The organism is Clostridium sp. ZBS2 (assembly GCF_023845855.1).
Classification (GTDB): domain Bacteria; phylum Bacillota; class Clostridia; order Clostridiales; family Clostridiaceae; genus Clostridium; species Clostridium aquiflavi.
Genome location: NZ_JAMQIF010000010.1, coordinates 384,606 through 404,564 on the forward strand (window position 1 = coordinate 384,606; position 19,959 = coordinate 404,564).

The 19,959-nt window shown below is 27.8% G+C and carries 17 protein-coding genes; 1 reads left to right on the plus strand and 16 read right to left on the minus strand.

Annotation, left to right across the window (positions count from 1 at the left end):
* Nucleotides 1-109 precede the first annotated feature (109 nt).
* The 6 genes from glpK to NG918_RS08140 form a co-directional block, all read right to left on the minus strand.
* On the minus strand, nucleotides 110-1,606 hold the full coding sequence (gene glpK, locus NG918_RS08110) for a glycerol kinase GlpK (protein WP_252212477.1): 1,497 nt from the start codon (nucleotides 1,604-1,606) through the stop codon (nucleotides 110-112).
* 99 nt (nucleotides 1,607-1,705) lie between these two features.
* A complete protein-coding gene (locus NG918_RS08115; protein ID WP_252212478.1) occupies nucleotides 1,706-2,266 on the minus strand; it encodes a glycerol-3-phosphate responsive antiterminator in 561 nt (186 codons plus the stop codon).
* Between the two features lie 365 nt (nucleotides 2,267-2,631).
* On the minus strand, nucleotides 2,632-3,933 hold the full coding sequence (locus NG918_RS08120) for a homoserine dehydrogenase (RefSeq protein ID WP_252225562.1): 1,302 nt from the start codon (nucleotides 3,931-3,933) through the stop codon (nucleotides 2,632-2,634).
* Nucleotides 3,934-4,280: 347 nt separating this feature from the next.
* Entirely contained in the window at nucleotides 4,281-5,036 is a 756-nt protein-coding gene (locus NG918_RS17085; protein WP_309556219.1) for a metalloregulator ArsR/SmtB family transcription factor, read from the minus strand.
* A 130-nt stretch (nucleotides 5,037-5,166) separates the two neighbouring features.
* Nucleotides 5,167-5,487: a rhodanese-like domain-containing protein gene (locus tag NG918_RS08135; RefSeq protein ID WP_252212480.1), complete on the minus strand. Its 321-nt coding sequence runs from the start codon at nucleotides 5,485-5,487 to the stop codon at nucleotides 5,167-5,169.
* A gap of 164 nt (nucleotides 5,488-5,651) precedes the next feature.
* A complete protein-coding gene (locus NG918_RS08140) occupies nucleotides 5,652-6,350 on the minus strand; it encodes a DUF554 domain-containing protein (RefSeq protein WP_252212481.1) in 699 nt (232 codons plus the stop codon).
* A gap of 182 nt (nucleotides 6,351-6,532) precedes the next feature.
* On the opposite strand from NG918_RS08140, the gene NG918_RS08145 reads away from it, so the two are divergent.
* Nucleotides 6,533-7,459 (plus strand): phosphatase domain-containing putative toxin, encoded by a 927-nt coding sequence (locus NG918_RS08145; protein ID WP_252212482.1) that lies wholly within the window; start codon nucleotides 6,533-6,535, stop codon nucleotides 7,457-7,459.
* A 78-nt stretch (nucleotides 7,460-7,537) separates the two neighbouring features.
* Here the strand turns inward: NG918_RS08145 and NG918_RS08150 are convergent, their stop codons facing one another.
* The 10 genes from NG918_RS08150 to NG918_RS08195 form a co-directional block, all read right to left on the minus strand.
* Complete coding sequence (locus NG918_RS08150; RefSeq protein ID WP_252225563.1) at nucleotides 7,538-8,491, minus strand: hypothetical protein; 954 nt, start codon at nucleotides 8,489-8,491, stop codon at nucleotides 7,538-7,540.
* A gap of 9 nt (nucleotides 8,492-8,500) precedes the next feature.
* Nucleotides 8,501-9,991, minus strand: coding sequence for an MBOAT family O-acyltransferase (locus tag NG918_RS08155; RefSeq protein ID WP_252225564.1), 1,491 nt, complete (start codon nucleotides 9,989-9,991; stop codon nucleotides 8,501-8,503).
* Nucleotides 9,992-10,151: 160 nt separating this feature from the next.
* Nucleotides 10,152-11,951 carry an aspartate--tRNA ligase gene (aspS, locus tag NG918_RS08160; protein ID WP_252212485.1) on the minus strand — a complete coding sequence of 600 codons (1,800 nt, stop codon included), beginning with the start codon at nucleotides 11,949-11,951 and terminating at the stop codon, nucleotides 10,152-10,154.
* Nucleotides 11,952-12,176: 225 nt separating this feature from the next.
* Nucleotides 12,177-13,430 carry a histidine--tRNA ligase gene (hisS, locus tag NG918_RS08165; protein WP_252212486.1) on the minus strand — a complete coding sequence of 418 codons (1,254 nt, stop codon included), beginning with the start codon at nucleotides 13,428-13,430 and terminating at the stop codon, nucleotides 12,177-12,179.
* Nucleotides 13,431-13,470: 40 nt separating this feature from the next.
* The gene (locus tag NG918_RS08170) at nucleotides 13,471-14,892 is read right to left on the minus strand and encodes a coproporphyrinogen III oxidase (RefSeq protein ID WP_252225565.1); all 1,422 of its coding nucleotides are present in this window, start codon (nucleotides 14,890-14,892) and stop codon (nucleotides 13,471-13,473) included.
* Nucleotides 14,893-14,901: 9 nt separating this feature from the next.
* Nucleotides 14,902-15,504, minus strand: a complete 603-nt coding sequence (locus tag NG918_RS08175; protein WP_252212488.1) for an MBL fold metallo-hydrolase — start codon at nucleotides 15,502-15,504, stop codon at nucleotides 14,902-14,904.
* Between the two features lie 30 nt (nucleotides 15,505-15,534).
* Entirely contained in the window at nucleotides 15,535-15,984 is a 450-nt protein-coding gene (gene dtd, locus NG918_RS08180) for a D-aminoacyl-tRNA deacylase (RefSeq protein ID WP_252212489.1), read from the minus strand.
* A gap of 11 nt (nucleotides 15,985-15,995) precedes the next feature.
* A complete protein-coding gene (locus NG918_RS08185; RefSeq protein WP_252212490.1) occupies nucleotides 15,996-18,182 on the minus strand; it encodes a RelA/SpoT family protein in 2,187 nt (728 codons plus the stop codon).
* 106 nt (nucleotides 18,183-18,288) lie between these two features.
* Nucleotides 18,289-18,807 carry an adenine phosphoribosyltransferase gene (locus NG918_RS08190; RefSeq protein ID WP_252212491.1) on the minus strand — a complete coding sequence of 173 codons (519 nt, stop codon included), beginning with the start codon at nucleotides 18,805-18,807 and terminating at the stop codon, nucleotides 18,289-18,291.
* A gap of 40 nt (nucleotides 18,808-18,847) precedes the next feature.
* On the minus strand, nucleotides 18,848-19,711 hold the full coding sequence (locus tag NG918_RS08195; protein WP_252212492.1) for a DHH family phosphoesterase: 864 nt from the start codon (nucleotides 19,709-19,711) through the stop codon (nucleotides 18,848-18,850).
* Nucleotides 19,712-19,959 lie beyond the last annotated feature (248 nt).

Sequence of the window (19,959 nt, forward strand, 5' to 3'; positions counted from 1 at the left end):
CACAAATTACAAATAACAAGTAATCTGTCTTTGTGCTTGACTCTAATTCTCTAAGCACTTTTTATTTACTTTATATTTATATTATAACATAAATGTTTAGGTTTGTCTACTATTCTGCCCAACCTTTAACTCTTGAAACTGCATTTTTCCATCCTTTGTTTAGCTTTTCTCTCTTAGCACTTTCAAAAGTTGGTCCATAGCTCTTACTAACAGCCCATTTAGTTGCAATTTCTTCTTTAGATTCCCAGAATCCAACTGCAAGACCTGCTAAGTAAGCAGCTCCTAAAGCTGTAGTTTCAGTGATGATTGGTCTAAGAACTTGAGTATTTGAAATATCAGCTTGGAATTGCATTAATAAATCATTTCTACTAGCTCCTCCATCAACTCTAAGTGATGCTAATTTACATCCAGCATCTTCTGCCATAGCAGTTAATAAATCATTAGTTTGATAAGCTATTGATTCTAATGCTGCTCTAATTATATGATTTCTATTAGCTCCTCTAGTTAATCCAAAGATAGCTCCTCTAGCATACATATCCCAATATGGTGCTCCTAGTCCAACGAATGCTGGTACTACATAAACTCCACCATTATCTTCTACTTTTTTAGCAAAATATTCTGAATCTGCTGCATCATGGATGAATTGAAGTTCATCTCTTATCCATTGAATTACAGCTCCACCAACGAATACTGATCCTTCTAACGCATATTCAACTTTATCATTTATACCAACAGCAATTGTAGTTACAAGACCATTTTTGCTAAGAACCATATCTTCGCCTGTATTCATAAGTAAGAAACAACCAGTTCCGTAAGTGTTTTTAGCACTACCTTTTTCGAAACAAGTTTGTCCAAATAATGCACATTGTTGATCTCCAGCCATACCAGATATTGGAACTCTAACGCCACCAACGCCGCCAAGATTAGTATGACCATAAACTTCTGAAGAATTCTTAACTTCTGGTAACATAGAAGTTGGTATTCCTAGTTTATTGATGATTTTTTCATCCCATCTTAATTCTTTTATATTGTATAGCATAGTTCTAGAAGCATTAGTGTAGTCGGTTACATGAACCTTACCATTTGTTAACTTCCAAACTAACCATGTATCAACTGTACCAAATAATAAATCGCCTTTTTCAGCTTTTTCTCTTGCGCCTTCAACATTATCTAAAATCCATTTAATTTTAGTTCCTGAGAAGTAAGCATCTAATAATAATCCTGTATTTGCTTTTACATATTCAGCAAATTCTTCGTCTTTCTTTAATTCATCTACTATACCAGCAGTTCTTCTACATTGCCATACTATAGCATTGTAAACTGGTTCCCCAGTATTTTTATCCCATACAATTGTAGTTTCTCTTTGATTTGTTATACCTATAGCTGCTATTTCATCAGCCGTAATGTTAGTTTTTGCTAATACTTCTTGAAGTACTCCATATTGGCTTGACCATATTTCTAGCGGATTATGTTCTACCCAACCTTCATGTGGATATATTTGTGTAAACTCTTTTTGGCTTACACCTACAATATTTTGTTCCTTGTCGAAAATAATAGCTCTTGAACTTGTAGTTCCTTGATCTAACGCTACAACATATTTACCCATTTAATTCACCAATCCTCTCATCATAAATAAATAAATTTTATAAATAAAGCCAAATAAAACTTTTTTGCTTTATAAGACTATACTAACTAAATCTAAAGCCTACATATTCCATATTTTATTTTTAGTTGTTGAGACACATGTTGCACCTGAACTTAGCGCTAACATAACATCCTCTTTAGTTTCAATCAGACCGCCTGCAACAACCGGTTTATTTGATTTTTTTGATATAATTTCTATAACTTTTGGAATAACTCCTGGTAACACTTCTAATGCATCGCAATCTACTACTAAATGATTTTCTGCATTTTTTAATGATAACGTATCAAATATAAATACTCTTTGTATTGCTACTAACCCATAATTTTTTGCTATCTTTACTACTTGAGGTTTTGTACTAATAATTCCTTTAAATTTAGTTTCTTGTTTTAAGAATTTTATAACAACTTCTTTATTCGTAAAGCCTTCTACTAAATCAATGTGAATCACACCTACTTTACCTTTGGAAACTATTAATTCACTAATTTCTTTAATGTTCATTACGTCTCCAAATAGTACAAAAATTATTTCAGCTGAGGATTCTAATGCTACGTCTAATTGTTTCATATCTTTTACTGCTGCTATTATTGGATTTTCTTCTAATAATTCTTTAATATTATTCATTGTGCACCCTCTATACAAACGTTTTCTTTTGATGTTTTTATTATTACACACTTGTATAATCTTGTCAACATTGTTATTTTTTTAACTTTCTTGATATGACTCGTTATATATCTATTCTTATGCTTATTTACTCTCCTTTATTAATAAATTGTTAATTAATAAATTATTTTTTAAGGAAATTCAGCTTTAAAATTTATAATAAGTATTATTTTTATCATTCTTTTATTTATATGTTCTTAAAACATGACCTTTATTTTAAAATAAAAAACCAGTCATATAATAAACTACTCCCTTTATAAAGAAAACAGTTTTATTATTTTAACTGTCTACTATAAAGAGAGCATATCATAAATCTATTTTTTAATCTACTCTTTAAAATCTTCTATTCTTATTATATTGTCTATTTTATTTACAGAACTTAAATTAGATATTTCATTGCAAGAGCTATATATTTGAGCTTGAGTTGTCTTATGTGTAACTAAAACTATTGTTACTTGACCCTCTTCATTTTCCTCACCTTTTTGAATAACTGATCTTAAACTAACATTATGTTTTCCTAAAATAGCAGTTATTTCACCTAAGACTCCTGATTCATCTAATACAGTTGCTCTAATATAAAACTTACTTTCAACATCTTTTATATCTGATATTTCTCTATCCCATAAATTATTTTTTACTACTGAATTATAATTTTCTAAATCAACATTACTTCTAAGCATAGAAATAACATCACTAACTACAGCACTACCTGTTGGTAAATCTCCTGCTCCTCTACCATAAAACATTAAATCACCAACTGCATTTCCCTTTACAAACACAGCATTAAATGAATCATATACATTAGCTAGTGGATGTTTTTTAGGTATCATAGTTGGATGAACTCTTAATTCAAGTTTTCCCTTAACTTCTTTTACAATTGCAAGCAATTTAATAACCATTTTAAATTCTTTTGCATATTCCATATCTATAGGATTTATATTAGTTATTCCTTCTCTATAAACATTATCTACGTCAACCTTTGTTCCAAATGCCAATGATGAAAGTATTGCTAATTTATATTGAGCATCATAACCATCTATATCAGATGTAGGATCTGCTTCTGCATAACCTTTTTCTTGTGCTTCTTTTAAAGCTTCGTCAAATTCTAATCCATCACATTCCATTTTAGTTAAAATATAATTTGTAGTACCATTTATAATTCCATATAATTCTTTTATTTTATTTGCAGTCAAACTTTCATCTATTCCATTTATTATTGGAATTCCACCTGCAACACTTGCTTCATATTTAAACATAACATTATTGCTATCAGCTTTTTCAAAAAGTTCATCTCCATGTGTTGCAATTAACATTTTATTTGCTGTTACAATATGTTTACCTGCATTCATGCACTTTATCATATATTCCTTAGCTGGATCTATTCCTCCCATAATTTCAATAACTATTTTGATAGAATTATCATTTAATATTTCATCAAAACTTGTAGTTATAAGTTCTTCTGAAACTTCTACTCCTCTTGCTTTGCTTTTATCTCTTACAAGAATCTTAGCAATTTCAACTTCATAACCTGAACGTTTCATTATTTCTTCTTTATTAGAATTTAAAATCATACAAACACCACGACCAACATTCCCCAATCCTAGTAGTGCTATTCTAACTTTTTTCATTTTTATTCCCCCTTATTGCATATAATTGCTAATAATACTATTCTCTTTCATTATATTATAATGTTTCTGTGTAACTTTTACCATATGATTTTTATTTTTATATTATTAGGAAAAGCATACGGTTTAATATTCAACTTACTTAATTTGCATAAATATAATTTAGCACTTTATATGAAGTTAATAAATTATAACAGACAAAAAGAGTATTGATAATCCTATTTATCAATACTCCTTTTGTTATGAGTTAATCTGTAAATAAACAAATAAACCCTTGTCGTTTAGACTCTGCCCAGCTTTTCTTGTGCACATGTCAATATTGTACTGAAACAAATCAGTTTTTCATATTATTAATGACCACATCCATCATGGCTACATGTATGATTAGATGGGAATTCTGTTAATTCACCTTTTTTATATGCTTCTAAGTTTTTGTTAACATTTCCTTCTATTGCTTTAAAAACTTTAATTCCCATAGAATTAAGTTTTGTAATAGCACCACTTCCTATTCCACCTACTATTACTGCATCTACAATTTCACCTGATAATGCTTTTATTGGTTGGCATTTCCCATGTTCATGACCTAAATCACCATTGTTTAATGATTTAACTTCATTAGTTTCAGTATCACATATTATAAATAATGGTGCTGTTCCAAAGTGATTATATGGAATACTATTTACACCTTCATTTGATTTTACTGGAAAACATACTTTCATTGTCAATTCCTCCTTAATTAATTCTTTTTTAGAACATTTTTTGTTTTTGCAATTTGATAAACACATAAGAGATCCTACTTTATAATTCTTATCTTTAGAATTTAAGCTTAATGATATATTATCGCTATTAGTTATTAAATTTAAAAACTTAATAGCATCATTTATTCTCTCTTCATTTAAATCATAAATAATATAATATCCTATTTTATATCCTATTATAAGTTGCGATTCTTTCAATATCTTTATATGTTGAGAGACAGCTGCTTCACTTATTCTTAAGTGCTTTGCAATCCCTTTTGCGCACATATTTTTTTTAGATAGTAATATTAATATATTTACTCTTGTTTCATCAGCTATTGCTTTAAATAAATTTATAAAACTATTCATAAAGACCTCTTATATAATCTAATTAAGTATTTGCTTAATTAGATTATAATCCTATTGTAAATATTTTTCAAGTAATAAACAAAATAAGTTACCTCAATATTAAAAATTGAGATAACTTATTATTTAATAGCTAATCATTTAATTGATCTCCATCATAAGATATCATTCCACCATAAACATTTATAACATCAAATCCTTTTTCTCTTAGATCAATACACACGCTAGCTGTTCTTGCTCCCGATCTACATATCAAATAATATTCCTTGTTTTTATCTAAGTAATTATCTGCATTATCCAATAAATCATGCATTGGTATGTTTTTAGACGTCTTAAGACTTCCTACTCTATATTCAAAAGGCTCTCTTATGTCTATCAATTCTATCTTTCCTAATAATTCATCTATTTCACTTACATCTATAGTCGTTATTTTCTTATTAGTATTTTCATTCATTAAATCTAATCCTCCTTAGTATTTTGCTATGTTTAAAATATCATTGATATTATATATCAATATTCACTTAAAACAAAGCTAAGTATCTAAGTAACTCTAAATATTTACAATTAAGTTACCTAATGAAAATTATTATTACTTAATAATAATAATAATATGTAATCTCAAAAAATTCCAAATATTATTGGTATAAATATAGCTGGGATCATGTTTGCAACTTTAATTTTGCTTACCCCAAGTATATTTAATGCTAATCCAATAATTAAAATACTCCCAACAGAGGACATATTGGATATAATCACATCATTTAATATTGCAGAAAGACTATTTGCTAATACAGTTATTATTCCCTGATAAATAAAAACTACTACTGAAGATAACATTACACCTATACCTAATGATGAACTAAAAATAATTGATGATACTCCATCTAATACTGATTTAGCAAATAAAATTGTATGATCACCTCTCAAACCACTTTCCAAAGATCCTACTATAGCCATAGCGCCAACACAAAATAATAAACTTGCTGCAACAAATCCTTCTGCAATAGAAACTTCATTTTTAGTTTCTTTTTCATCTACATTTTTATAATTTAATCTATTTGCCATAATTTCTCCCAAATAATTCAATCTTTTGTCAATGTCAATAATTTCTCCTATAAGTGAGCCTATAGCAATACAAAGAATTATTTGTAAAGTATCTTCACCTTTTAAAGCTCCTGATATTCCGATATAAAGTGCACATAAAGCCAACCCACTCATTATTGTAGAACTAATTTTTTCAGTTAATTTTCCTTTTAGAAGTAATCCTATTAAACATCCACATATTATAGATATGGAATCTACTATAGTCCCAAACATATCCCTTCTCCCCTTACATTTTTAATAATTTATTCAAGTATTATACCATAAAATTGTATTTTAATCTTAAATTCACATTTGTATGTTTAACTACAATTACTAATCTTTTGAATATAAATTGTTTTTATTAGACATATTAAGCATATGTAATAAATTTAATTAACACAATGAGGTGATTTTTAATGTACAAAAAAGCAAAACTTAAATTATATATTCCACTGCTATTATTAATTACTATTTTTTCTTCATTCTTTTTAAACTTTAATATAGCTTTAGCATTTAATGAACCAAATAATAAAAGTGATGTAAATCTTATAGTTGATAGTTTAAAAAAAGATAAAATTCCCAATAATTTTAGAACTACTTCTAATCTAACAAATATACAAAACAAATCTTCTTTAAATTTAAAGGGATTAGAAACTTTAAATACATCCGGAAGTCAACAATTTTCTAAAGATAATTTAGATATTTTAACAAAATCTATAGAAAGTAAACTTCCTATATTAATTATTGATTTAAGACAAGAATCTCACGGATTTCTAAATGAATACCCCATTAGTTTTGCAAATGAGAAGAATGATTCTAACTTAGGTCTTAGCAAAGCAGCAGTTACATTTAAAGAAAAGAAAGATTTAAAAAGTATAAAATTAAATACTCCATTTAACTTTTATAATCATCCAGAAATAAGCGTAATTCCAAAAGAAGTTTTATCTGAAAAACAAATTACAAAAGCTCATTCTTTGAATTATTCAAGAGTTCCAGTAACAGATACAAAGCTACCTACAAATGAGATAATCGACTGTTTTATAAATATTGTAAAGGAATGTTCAAAAGATAATTGGATACATTTTCATTGCAAAGCAGGATTTGGTAGAACAACCACTTTTATGATTATGTACGATATGATGAAAAATTATAAAAATGCTACTTCTGATGAAATTGTAAAAAGACAATTGGCTTTAGCTAGTTTTAATGAAAAAGAAATATCTGAATTTTCATCAAATGACCGAGTTAATTTTTTAAATAAATTCTTCAATTATTGTAAAGATACTAATGGAAACTTTGATACAACTTGGAGTTCTTGGTTGAATAACTCTCAAAAGCATTGATAAATTAATCAATATACTTTAATAGGGATATTAGCAATTTAAAAATCTTTCTAATATCTCTATTTATTATCTATACTCTTATAATTTATAATTTTCTTTTAAAAATTTTGCTAAATCTAAACTCACTTTATCAGCTCCCCATATATTGGTATGACCTATGTTATTCATATCTTCTTTAAAATCAAAATTAATTTCACTCATTTTTTTTGACAAAGAATAATTTATAAATGGTATATTATTTTCTCTACTTATAATAGATACTTTATTAAACATAGCAGCATCATCTTTGTACCAGCCTTCAAAATCATTGCTTGAATAATCATAAGGAGCATTTGTAAATATAAGCTCAAATTCTTTTTCTTTTGATAGTTCAATGAATTTATATAAATATTCTTTAGATTTAGCTGGTATTTCTCCTATTATATCATTTTCTTGTATACCTTCTATACCGTATCCATACTTTTCACTTCCTGCCTCAAACCCATTTATATCAGAGTTGCCTGATATATTATACTTTGTATAATCGTACTCTGTTAATTCTCCCCATCTATTGTGATACTTAAAAATAGGAAATATATATGATATATAGTCTTTAGATGGTGTACAATTAAAAATCGCTTCTAACTTGTTATAAGAAAATTTCATATTATCTAAAACATTTCTAATATATGATTCTTCTCCATATTCATTTTCTAATCCTAAATAATATAAGTCTAGTATTACTATATCAACATTTTTTTGTGTCTTTAATGCTTCTTTTAATAAATAATAAGTAACGTCTATGGGTTGCCCTCCAGTTGCATAATTAAAACTAGTTATACCACATTCATTATATAAAACTTTAGGATCTATAGATCCATTCATATGACTAGATCCAAGTAATAATACCTCATACTGTTTCTCTTTATTATACAATCCTTCAGTTAATTTTTCTAAATGCCCTGGATATTTAAATATTGGAGATAATATATTTAATATAAAAGCAATTATAAAAATCAGTGTAAATCCTTTTATTAAAAACTTTTTAATCATATTAACCTCCTAAAATTGAAAATATATAAATTGCTGTGCACTATAACCTGAACCATAAACCCCGAATATGCAAATTATTATAATTACAGAAATGTACATAGCCCCTCTAAAAACAAAATTTTGCGTAGAAAAAATTTCTATTAAATTCTCTTTTTCTTGTAAATTATCCATAAATATTACTATAACTATTCCTATAATAGCCATAATAAACTCATATGAACTTAATCCTAAATTATATAAACTTTGATCACTTAATACCCAAGGATTATATACAAATAAGTTATTTAATATTATCTTTATATCACTAAAAGAATTAGCTCTAAAAAATATCCATGCAAAATTAACCAGTATAAAGGTTATTAATATTTGTGATAATTTAAAGCTGAATATATCTGTTCTTATATTATATTTATGTATTATTTTATTTTTTATAGGCTTAATTATGTCACCTATAACTTGATAAATACCATGTAGTGTACCCCATATTACAAAATTCAGTGATGCTCCATGCCATAATCCGCTTGCTAAAAACACACTCATAATATTTAAATATGTTCTAAATTTACCTTTTCTATTCCCACCTAATGGTATATATAAATAATCTCTAAACCATGAACTTAAAGTTATATGCCACCTTCTCCAAAAGTCTTTTATAGATTTTGCTAAATATGGTTGCTTAAAATTTTCTGAAAGTTCAAATCCCATTACTTGCGCTGATCCTATTGCTATATCAGAATAAGATGAAAAATCACAGTATATTTCAAAAGTAAAAAATAAAGTTGCAATTATAAATTGAAATCCGAAATACTCATTTGGTGCATTATAAACCGTATTAACTAAAATAGCCAATCTATCTGCAATAAATATTTTCTTAAAAAATCCCCATAGCATTTTTATAAGACCATTTTTTACTCTGTAGTAATCAAATTCATACACTTCGTTAAACTGTGGAAGTAATTTTTTAGATTTCTCTATAGGACCTGCCACTAACTGTGGAAAAAACGATACAAACAACGCATATTTACCTAGATTTTTTTCTGCTTTAATATCCCCTCTATATACATCTACTGTATAACTTAAAGCTTGAAAAGTATAAAAAGATATTCCAACAGGTAAGAGTACATCAAAATTCGGAAATTTAATTATAAAATCAATAGTTGTTCCTAATCTAACTATAATGTTTGTAAAAAAATTATAATATTTAAATAAAAATAGTATTCCTAGGTTAATAACAAAACTTAATATAATCCACAACTTTTTTATATCTTTAGCTTTTTTTACATCTTTTACTGTATTATTTGTTCTTTCAATTAATATTCCACTTAAATATGTAACTATAGTTGATAATCCTATTAAAATTGCATATTTAGGATTCCAACACATGTAAAAATAATAACTAGAAAATAATAACCATATCCATCTTATCTTAAATGGAATAAGAAAATATAACATAGTTACTATAGGAAAAAACACTAAAAAGTGTATTGAATTAAATGACATATTCTATATCCCTCGCTTTATTAATCTCTATATATTATTATTTTTTCCTTAATACTAGCTTAATAAACAAAGTTTTTGAATTATATTTGCAATAAAAAAGCCTATCATAATAATTATTTTTATTATGATAGACTTTTGTTTTTTATTATTTTAAATTTTATTATTCTTGTTCTTGTTTTTCTTGTTTTGGAAGTATTCCAATTCCAAGCTCAGTTAATTGTTTTTCATCAGCTATATTTGGAGCTTCACTTAAGTAACAATATGCATTTTGATTTTTAGGGAATGCAATAACATCTTTGATGTTTTCTGTTCCAGCTAAGAACATTATCATTCTATCAAGACCAAATGCTAAACCGCCATGTGGTGGTGGACCAAATTTAAATGCTTGTAATAAGAATCCAAATCTTTCCCATGCTTGTTCTTCAGTAAATCCTAATGCTTTAAACATTCTTTGTTGAAGTTCCATCTCATGAATTCTTATAGAACCTCCACCTAATTCTTCACCATTTAATACTAAGTCATATGCCTTAGATCTTACTTTACCAGGATCTGATTCAAGGAATTCTAAATCTTCTTCCATTGGTGCTGTAAATGGATGATGGCAAGCTGTATATCTTTCCTCTTCTTCACTATATTCAAATAGTGGGAATTCAGTAATCCATGTGAAGTTAAATTCATTTTTATCTTTTATTAACTCAAATTGTTTAGCAAGCTCTAATCTTAAAGCTCCTAAGCTTTGGAATACTACAGATTCTTTATCTGCTACTATTAAAATAGCATCTCCAGTTTCTGCTCCCATAGTTTCTATAATTGAATTTGTAACATCGTCAGTTAGGAATTTAGCTATTGAAGATTTAACACCATCTTCTTTAAGTTGGATCCAAGCAAGGCCCTTAGCTTTATAAGTCTTAACAAATTCTCCAAGCTTATCAAGTGGTTTTCTACCTAGTGTAGCTCCACCCTTTAGGCATAATGCTCTAACACTTCCACCAGCTTCTATGGCAGATTTAAATACAACAAAATCCATATCTTTAACGTCTTCTGTTATATTAGTTATTTCCATACCAAATCTTAAATCTGGTTTATCTGAGCCGTATTTTTCCATAGCATCTTTAAATGTCATTCTCTTAATTGGAAGTTTAACATCTACTCCAGCTACTTCTTTAAATACGTGAGCTATTAAGCCTTCATTTAATGCCATTATATCATCTTGTTCTACAAAGCTTAATTCCATATCTACTTGAGTAAATTCTGGTTGCCTATTAGCTCTTAAATCTTCATCTCTAAAACATTTAACTATTTGATAATATTTATCGAATCCAGACACCATTAATAATTGTTTAAATATTTGTGGTGATTGTGGAAGAGCATAAAACATACCTGGATAGTTTCTTGAAGGTACTAAGTAATCTCTAGCTCCTTCTGGAGTACTCTTTGTAAGCATTGGAGTTTCTACATCTAAGAAATCATTTTTTTCTAAGTAATCACGAATAGACTTCGTAGTTTTACTTCTAATTTCAAAAATTCTATGCATATCTGGTCTTCTTAAATCTAAATATCTATATTTTAATCTAATATTTTCAGCTGCATCTAAGTTTTCTTTTATATATATTGGTGGTGTTTCTGATTCAGAAAGAATCTTTAATGATTCACATTTCAATTCAACAAAACCAGTAGGCATGTTTTCATTAACACTTTCTCTTTTTACAACTTCTCCAGTTACTGCAATGCAGTATTCTGGTCTAACGCCTTTTGCCTTTTCAAAAGCTTCAACATTTATTTCTTCACCAAAAACAACTTGCATGATACCTGTTTTATCTCTTAAATCAATAAAATCAAGACCTCCAAGTTTTCTATTTCTTTGAACCCATCCCATTAATGTAATCTTTTGACCTACATGTTCTTCTCTAGGTTCGCCGCACATCATCGTACGCTTTAAGCCATTTAAAGCTTCACCCATTTTCATTTCCTCCTAACACTTTTCCAATATACAATACATTAAATATAATTTATATATTGTATATAATCTTTTTGCACATATTTATTTTTGTGCATATATTTGTTATGAATCTAATTAAATATTATATTTAGGCTACATTCTAAGCAACTGAATATATTATAAATATCAAGTAATTTTATGCTTAATTGACACTTATAATATAATCAGAGTTTCAAAACATAGCAATTATTTAACTATTTTTTGTATTTCTTCTATATTATCTAATGAAAGAGTAAATATTTCTCCATCTTCCATTCTCTTTAAATTAATTTGATTATTTTGTAATTCATCTTCACCTAATATAGTAGTGAATTTAGATCCAATTTTATTAGCATATTTCATTTCTGCTTTTATACTTCTTCCCATATGATTAATTTCACATTTAACGCCTAAACTTCTTAAATCATGAGCTAACTTGAATGCATATTTTTTTTCTGCATCTCCTCTTGCTCCAATATATAAATCTACCATATTTTCATTAGGGATCTCAATACCTTCATTTTCAAGAGTCATTATTATTCTTTCTTCACCTATAGCAAAACCTACTGCTGGCATTTCAGGACCACCAAGTTCTTCTACAAGTTTATCATATCTTCCACCACCACATACTGTGAAATCATCATTTATTATTTCAAAAATTGTCTTTGTATAATAATCTAGACCTCTTACTATGCCTTGATCTACTACATAAGAAATTCCTAAAATATCTAAATGCTCTTTTACTTTATTAAAATGTGTTTCACATTCTTCACATACATAATCTAAAATTTGTGGAGCATTCTTTGTAATTTCATGACATTTTCTTTCCTTACAATCTAAAATTCTCATAGGATTTTTTTCAAATCTACTTTTACATGTGTCGCAAAGATTTTCATAATTTTCTTCTAAGAATTTTTTTAATGCTTCATTATATTTAGCTCTACAAGTTGGACATCCTAAATTATTAATATGTAAACTTAAGCTCTTTAAGCCTAATTTACTTAAAGTATCCATAGCGACCTTTATTGCTTCAACATCCATTGTAGGTTCTTTAGATCCAAATATTTCAATTCCACATTGATGAAATTGTCTAAGTCTTCCCTTTTGAACATTTTCATATCTGAAAGTTGGTGTTATATAAAATAATTTTGTAGGTTGAGCTTCGTTAAATAATCTATTTTCAATAAAAGCTCTAACTGCTGGTGCAGTTCCTTCTGGCTTTAAAGTTACACTTCTATTTCCTTTATCATTAAAAGTATACATTTCCTTTTGAACTATATCAGTAGTATCTCCAACCCCTCTTAAAAATAGTTCTGTATGCTCAAACATAGGTGTCCTAATTTCTCTTATTCCATAAGCCTTTACTATATCTCTAAATGTATTTTCTACATAATGCCACTTATAAGCATCTTGTGGTAACATGTCTTTAGTACCTTTCGGTGCTTGCATTTCCATTGCCATAATTCATCCTCCTTATTTAAACATAAAATTATTAATTCATCTAATATAGTGTATTTAATAATTTTATCTTCTTATCAATCATTTCATCTACTCTATTAACATATTCTCTAATGTCTTTTAGATTAGCAAATCTTTCAATTCTATCTTCATCTAGAAATATTATTTTACTAACAGCATCTGCTCCTAAAGCAATTACTGTTTGCTTTTCTTCAATCATTTCTATATTGTAGACACATTCTTTGCCCTTTTTAGCATATCCTACATTCTCCATATTTCCAATCATATTTTTTTGTCTGTACATATAATATGGTGAAATATCTAGATGTTTTGCTAAATTCCTACTTTCTTCATACATTTTTATTATCTCTTCTTGTTTCGGAATGTCAAGTCCCTTTTTCAAGATAAAGTTTTCATACATTCTAGAACCTCTTTTTAAACAAAGCCCATGAACGGTAATACTATCAGGATTTAATTTTATTAATTCATCCCTAGTTTTTATTAATTCTTCATGACCTTCACCTGGTAATCCTATTATTATATCCATGTTAATATCATCAAATCCAAGTTCTCTTGCCATCTTAAACTTTTCTTTTATATCATCTACAGTATGATTTCTACCTATTAATTTTAATGTCTCATCATTCATAGTTTGTGGATTTATACTTATTCTAGTAACATCATACTCTTTCATTGTTTGCAACTTATCTAAAGTTATAGTATCTGGCCTTCCACATTCAACAGTAAATTCTTTAATGTTTTTTTCTTTAACAAATCCATTATATATTTCAGTCATAACAGATTTGAATTGTTCATCATCTACTGAAGTTGGTGTTCCGCCACCAAAATAAACCGTTTCTATTTCTAAATTCTTTTCTTTTACATATGAACTAATACCTTTAATTTCTTTAATTAAAGCCTCTAAATAAGGTTCAACCATTTTTTTATTTCCAACTATAGAATTAGATGTAAATGAACAATATAAACATTTAGTTGGACAAAAAGCCATGCCTATATAAATAGAAATTTTATCTTGTTTCTTATTTACAAACTTCTCTTCTGATTTAGCAACTTCTAAACATATTTTCGCTTTATCTTCATATGCTAAATAATCATTTTTAAATATATCCATGATTTCTTCTTCATTTTTGCCTTCTTGTATTAGCTTTAATGCTATTTTAGATGGTCTAATTCCTATTAAAATTCCCCATGGATATTCATCTTTTGTTATTTCCTTTAAGCAAGAAAAAACGAACCTTCTAAGAGATTGTTTTATATTATCTCCTAAAGATTCTTCTTTCACATATTCCTCATGGGAAAATCTCATGATTTTATCATCAATATAAAAAGAATAATTGTATTCGTCATCTAAAAACTTAATCTCACTTAAAGGAAAATATATATTGAATAATTGGTATACATCATATCTATACTTTAAGTTATTTAAATTAATTTTAATTTCCATATCTTCTCCCTAGTATATTAAAAAACTATTTTTCCTTTTTTCATATCCTATTGTAGACACTGGTCCATGTCCTGGATAGACTTCTATATCATCTCCAAGTATTAATAGTTTTTCTTTTATACTCTTTATAATTTCCTCAAAATTGCCACCTGCAAAATCAGTTCTTCCAATTGAGCCTTGGAAAAGTGTATCTCCAGTAAATAATTTATCCTCAATGAAAAAACAAAGTCCACCTTTTGTATGGCCTGGTGTTTCAATAACTTTAAATTCTTTATCACCTAATTTTATTGTATCACCTTCTTGCAAGTACCCAGATGCCTTTGGTAATGTGCCAAAAACAAAGTTATCTTTTTCCATATACTCTTCATCTATTTTATTTATATAAAATGGAACTTTAAAAGCTTCACTTAATTCAACTACTCCACCTACATGATCCATATGTCCATGTGTTAATAAAATATACTTTACATCTACCTTTAAAGAATCAATTATACTTTTTAGTCTTTCAGCATCTCCGCCTGGATCAATTATCCCACATTCTTTTGTGTTCTCATCTATTACTAAGTAACAATTTGCTTCATACATTCCTGCTGGAATTGTTTTTATAATCAATATACACACCACCTAAAATAAAAATTTATTTTAAAAGTTTTTACTACTATCTAAAATTATTGTTACAGGGCCATCATTATTGATTTCAACTTTCATATCTGCTCCAAATTCTCCCGTTTCAACTTTTAGATTTGATTCTTTTAAAAGACTAAGAAATTCTTCATAAAGCTCTTTGGCCTCTTCTCCACCTTTAGCTTCCATAAAGTTAGGTCTTCTGCCTTTTCTACAATCTCCATACAATGTAAATTGAGAAATAATTAATAACTCGCCTTTTACATCTAATAAAGATAAATTCATTTTTTCTTTCTCATCTTCAAAAATTCTTAAATTAATAACCTTATCTCTTATGTATTTCAAATCCTCTAATGTATCACTTTTAGATATTCCTATCAATACATTGAGTCCTTTTCCTATTGAACCTACTATATTGCCATCAACTTTAACATTTGATGATGTTACCCTCTGTACTACTGCTCTCATATTACCCTTCCTTAACTATTCATTCTATATACATCTAGTATACCTTTTATACCTTTTATTTTTTTCATAAGATTTTTCAATTCATCAATAGAAGTAATTTTTATCTTTATATTTATAAATGCCACCCCATCTTTTGCTGGATTTGCATTTAATGCACTTAAATTTAATTTTAAATCAGTTATAACACTCATTATATCAGTTAAAATACCCATTTTATCATCTGACTTAACTTGAATTTCCGCAAAATATGCAGTACCTTTAGCTATTCCCCAAGCTACATCTACAACTTTATCTGCATCTGTTTGAATTAGATTTTTTAAATTACTACAATCAGTTCTATGAACTGAGACACCTCTACCTTTAGTTATATATCCAAGTATCTCATCTCCCGGAACCGGATTACAGCACTTAGCAAATCTAACCATAAGATTACTTTCACCTTTTACCGTAATACCATAATTATCAACTGATCTTTTTCTCTCAGTTTTTAATATATGCTCTTCTATTGTTTTACTCAATACATCTTGATTATCTTTATCTTTATGTGGTTCATTTTCTTCCTTCAGTCTTGAAACAAAAGAAGATGGAGAAATTCCTCCAACGCCTATTAATACATGTAAATCCTCAATAAAATGAATGTTATATCTTTTAATTAATCTATCATAGCTTTCACCTTTAGCTATATCTATAAAATTAACCCCTTGTTTTTTTAGTTCTTTTTCAAGAAGTTCTTTACCTTTTAATATATTTTCTTCTTTTTTAGCTTTTTTAAACCACTGTTTTATTTTACTTTTTGATTGATTACTTTTAGCAATGTTTAACCAATCCATATTAGGTCCTTTTGAATTAGATGATGTAAGTATCTCAACTATTTCACCAGTTTTTAATGTATAATCAAGTGGAACTATTCTTCCATTTACCTTAGCTCCTACACATTTATGTCCAATATCAGTATGTATTCTATAAGCAAAATCTATTGGAGTTGCTTTTGCACATAGATTTATTACAACACCTTTTGGAGTAAAAACAAAAACTTCATCAGAAAATAAATCTATTTTAAAACCCTCTATAAATTCTTCTGCATCCGATGTTTCTTTTTGCCATTCTAACATATCTCTAAGCCATACTAACTTTTTCTCAAAATCTTTTACTTTATCTTCTTCATTTTTGTCGCCCTCTTTATATTTCCAATGGGCTGCAATTCCGTATTCTGCTGTTTTATGCATTTCAAAAGTTCTTATTTGAATTTCAAAGGTCTTCCCTTGATTTCCAATTACTGTTGTATGTAGTGATTGATACATATTAGGCTTTGGCATAGCTATATAATCTTTAAATCTACCTGGTATTGGCTTATATATTGTATGAACTATTCCCAAAACTCCATAACAATCTTTAACTGAATTCACCAATATTCTAATAGCTGTTAGATCAAAAATTTGTTCTATACTCTTATTTTTATTTATCATTTTTTTATAGATGCTATAAAAATGTTTTGGTCTACCTTCAATATCCGAGTCTATTCCAGATTCATCTAATTTCTCTTTTAAATAGCAAACCACTTCGTTTATGTATGTTTCTCTTTCTACCCTTTTTTCTGCTATTTGCTCTACTAATTGATAATATTCATCTTCATGTAAATATCTAAAAGAGAGATCTTCAAGTTCCCATTTTATTTTAGACATACCAAGTCTATGAGCTAAAGGAGCATAAATATCTAATGTTTCCTTTGCTTTTAATTTTTGTTTTCCTTTTGGCATGAATTTAAGTGTTCTCATATTATGAAGTCTATCTGCTAATTTTATAATTATTACACGTATATCCTTAGCCATAGCAAGTAACATTTTTCTAACATTATCAGCTTGCTGCTCTTCTTTTGTTTTATATTGTATTTTTCCAAGCTTAGTTACTCCATTAACTAAATTTGCTATTTCTTCATTAAAAATAGTTTTCATACTCTCATAAGAACATGTTGTATCCTCAATAACATCATGAAGTAAGCCAGCTGCAATTGTACTTGTATCCATTCCAAGTTCTGCAAGAATTTCTGCTACATCTATTGGATGAATTATATATGGCTCTCCCGATTCCCTTTTTTGCTCCTTATGTGCATCTTCTGCAAAGAAATATGCTTTTTTTATCATTTCTACATCAACATTATGACAATTGGTATGAATCTTTTTCAATAATTTATCAATCATAAGGATAGCTCTCTCCTTTTGCTAAATTTCTGTAAATTCAAAGGCTGGTTATGTAACCAGCCTTTTCTTCTAATTATATATTATTTTATCAGTATTTTCAATAAATTTAAATGTCATATTGAGTTAATGATATTACATCATACTCACCTAATTTATCTCTTCCTTTAAGATCTATTAATTCTATTAAAAATGCAAGTGAAATTACTTCTCCACCAGCTTGTTCAACTAATTTAGCAACACCTTCTACAGTTCCGCCAGTTGCTAATAAATCATCTACAATAGCAACTCTTTGACCTTTTTTAATAGAATCCTTATGAATTTGAAGTGAATCACTACCATATTCCAAATCATACTTAACAGAGATAGTTTCTCCTGGTAATTTACCTGGCTTTCTAACCGGAACAAATCCTGCACCTAATGCATATGCAACTGGAACACCAAATATAAATCCTCTTGCTTCTGGTCCAACAATTAAATCAATATCTTTATCTTTTAAATATTCTACAAACATATCAATTGAAGCTTTTAGTCCCTCACCGTCTCCTATTAATGTAGTTATATCTTTAAAGCTTATTCCTTCTTTAGGAAATCCGTCAATTATTCTTATTTTTTCTTTTAAATCCATGTTTACTCCTCCAAAAATGTTATTTTAGATTCAATAACTTTTATTTTAAAAGCTCATTTTTCTTTGAACTATACAGATATTTAACAATCTGATCTGCCCTATCTTTGTCATCAGTAGTTAACAATTCTAGTACTATTCTTGCATTGTCCATAATTCCAACAGGTCCTATTGTAGGCGTAATAAATTCTATCATGCTATCCATTGCATGACAATCAAACTCCATTATGCTATTAAACTCTATTACCGATCTCAACCCATTATTATTTGTATTAAATAGAAACTTGTTTCCCTCTTTAATAAATACCTCATTTTCCCCTTTTATTGGAGTATCTGTAAATTTTACTCCCATAAGAATTAAATCCAAATATTTATTAATACTTTTCATATTATAATATATAGCTATTGATTGCATTAACTTAAACGTTAAAGCACTTATAGATAAATCCTTATACCTATATTGACAGCCTTTTTGATTTGGATTAATGTATATGTATTCATCTATAAACTTACTCTCTTTATTTTCAAGAACAATTAAATTTATACCTAATTTTTTACATAAATTTATTTCTTCTTGCGATTTTAACCCTAAGCCTAAAGTTATTAACAGTTCAGCACCCAAAAAATCCACATTATTCTTTATGTCTTTAGAATTAAGTTTATCTCCACCATTTTCTTCATCATATATCAGATATTCAACATCTGCGTTTAAATACTTTAATACAAGTATTAGAGAAGCAGTGGCACAAATACCATCAACATTCGAAGTACCATAAACAATTATTTTCTTTCTATTATTCACAGCAGAGACTACTCTCTCTAATGCTTTGTTCATACCTTTAAGTATAAATGGGTTATATCCAGTAATATAATTTGGACAATAAATACTTTCCCAGAACTTACGCATTGCTTACTCCTCCATAAAATTAGAAAACATTTATATTATAATGTATAAAACGAATTTTTACAAATATTTTATAAAAAAATTAATAAACCTCCATATTTTTGTCTACGGAGGTTTAGGCACATCCCAAAAATAATATACCGATATTATTGTCTATTTTATGTCATATCTCGTTAGCAAATTCAGCTAATAGATCAGCTCACACTATTAACTGAACTTGCCTCCTTGTCTGACACAAAATATACGATCCA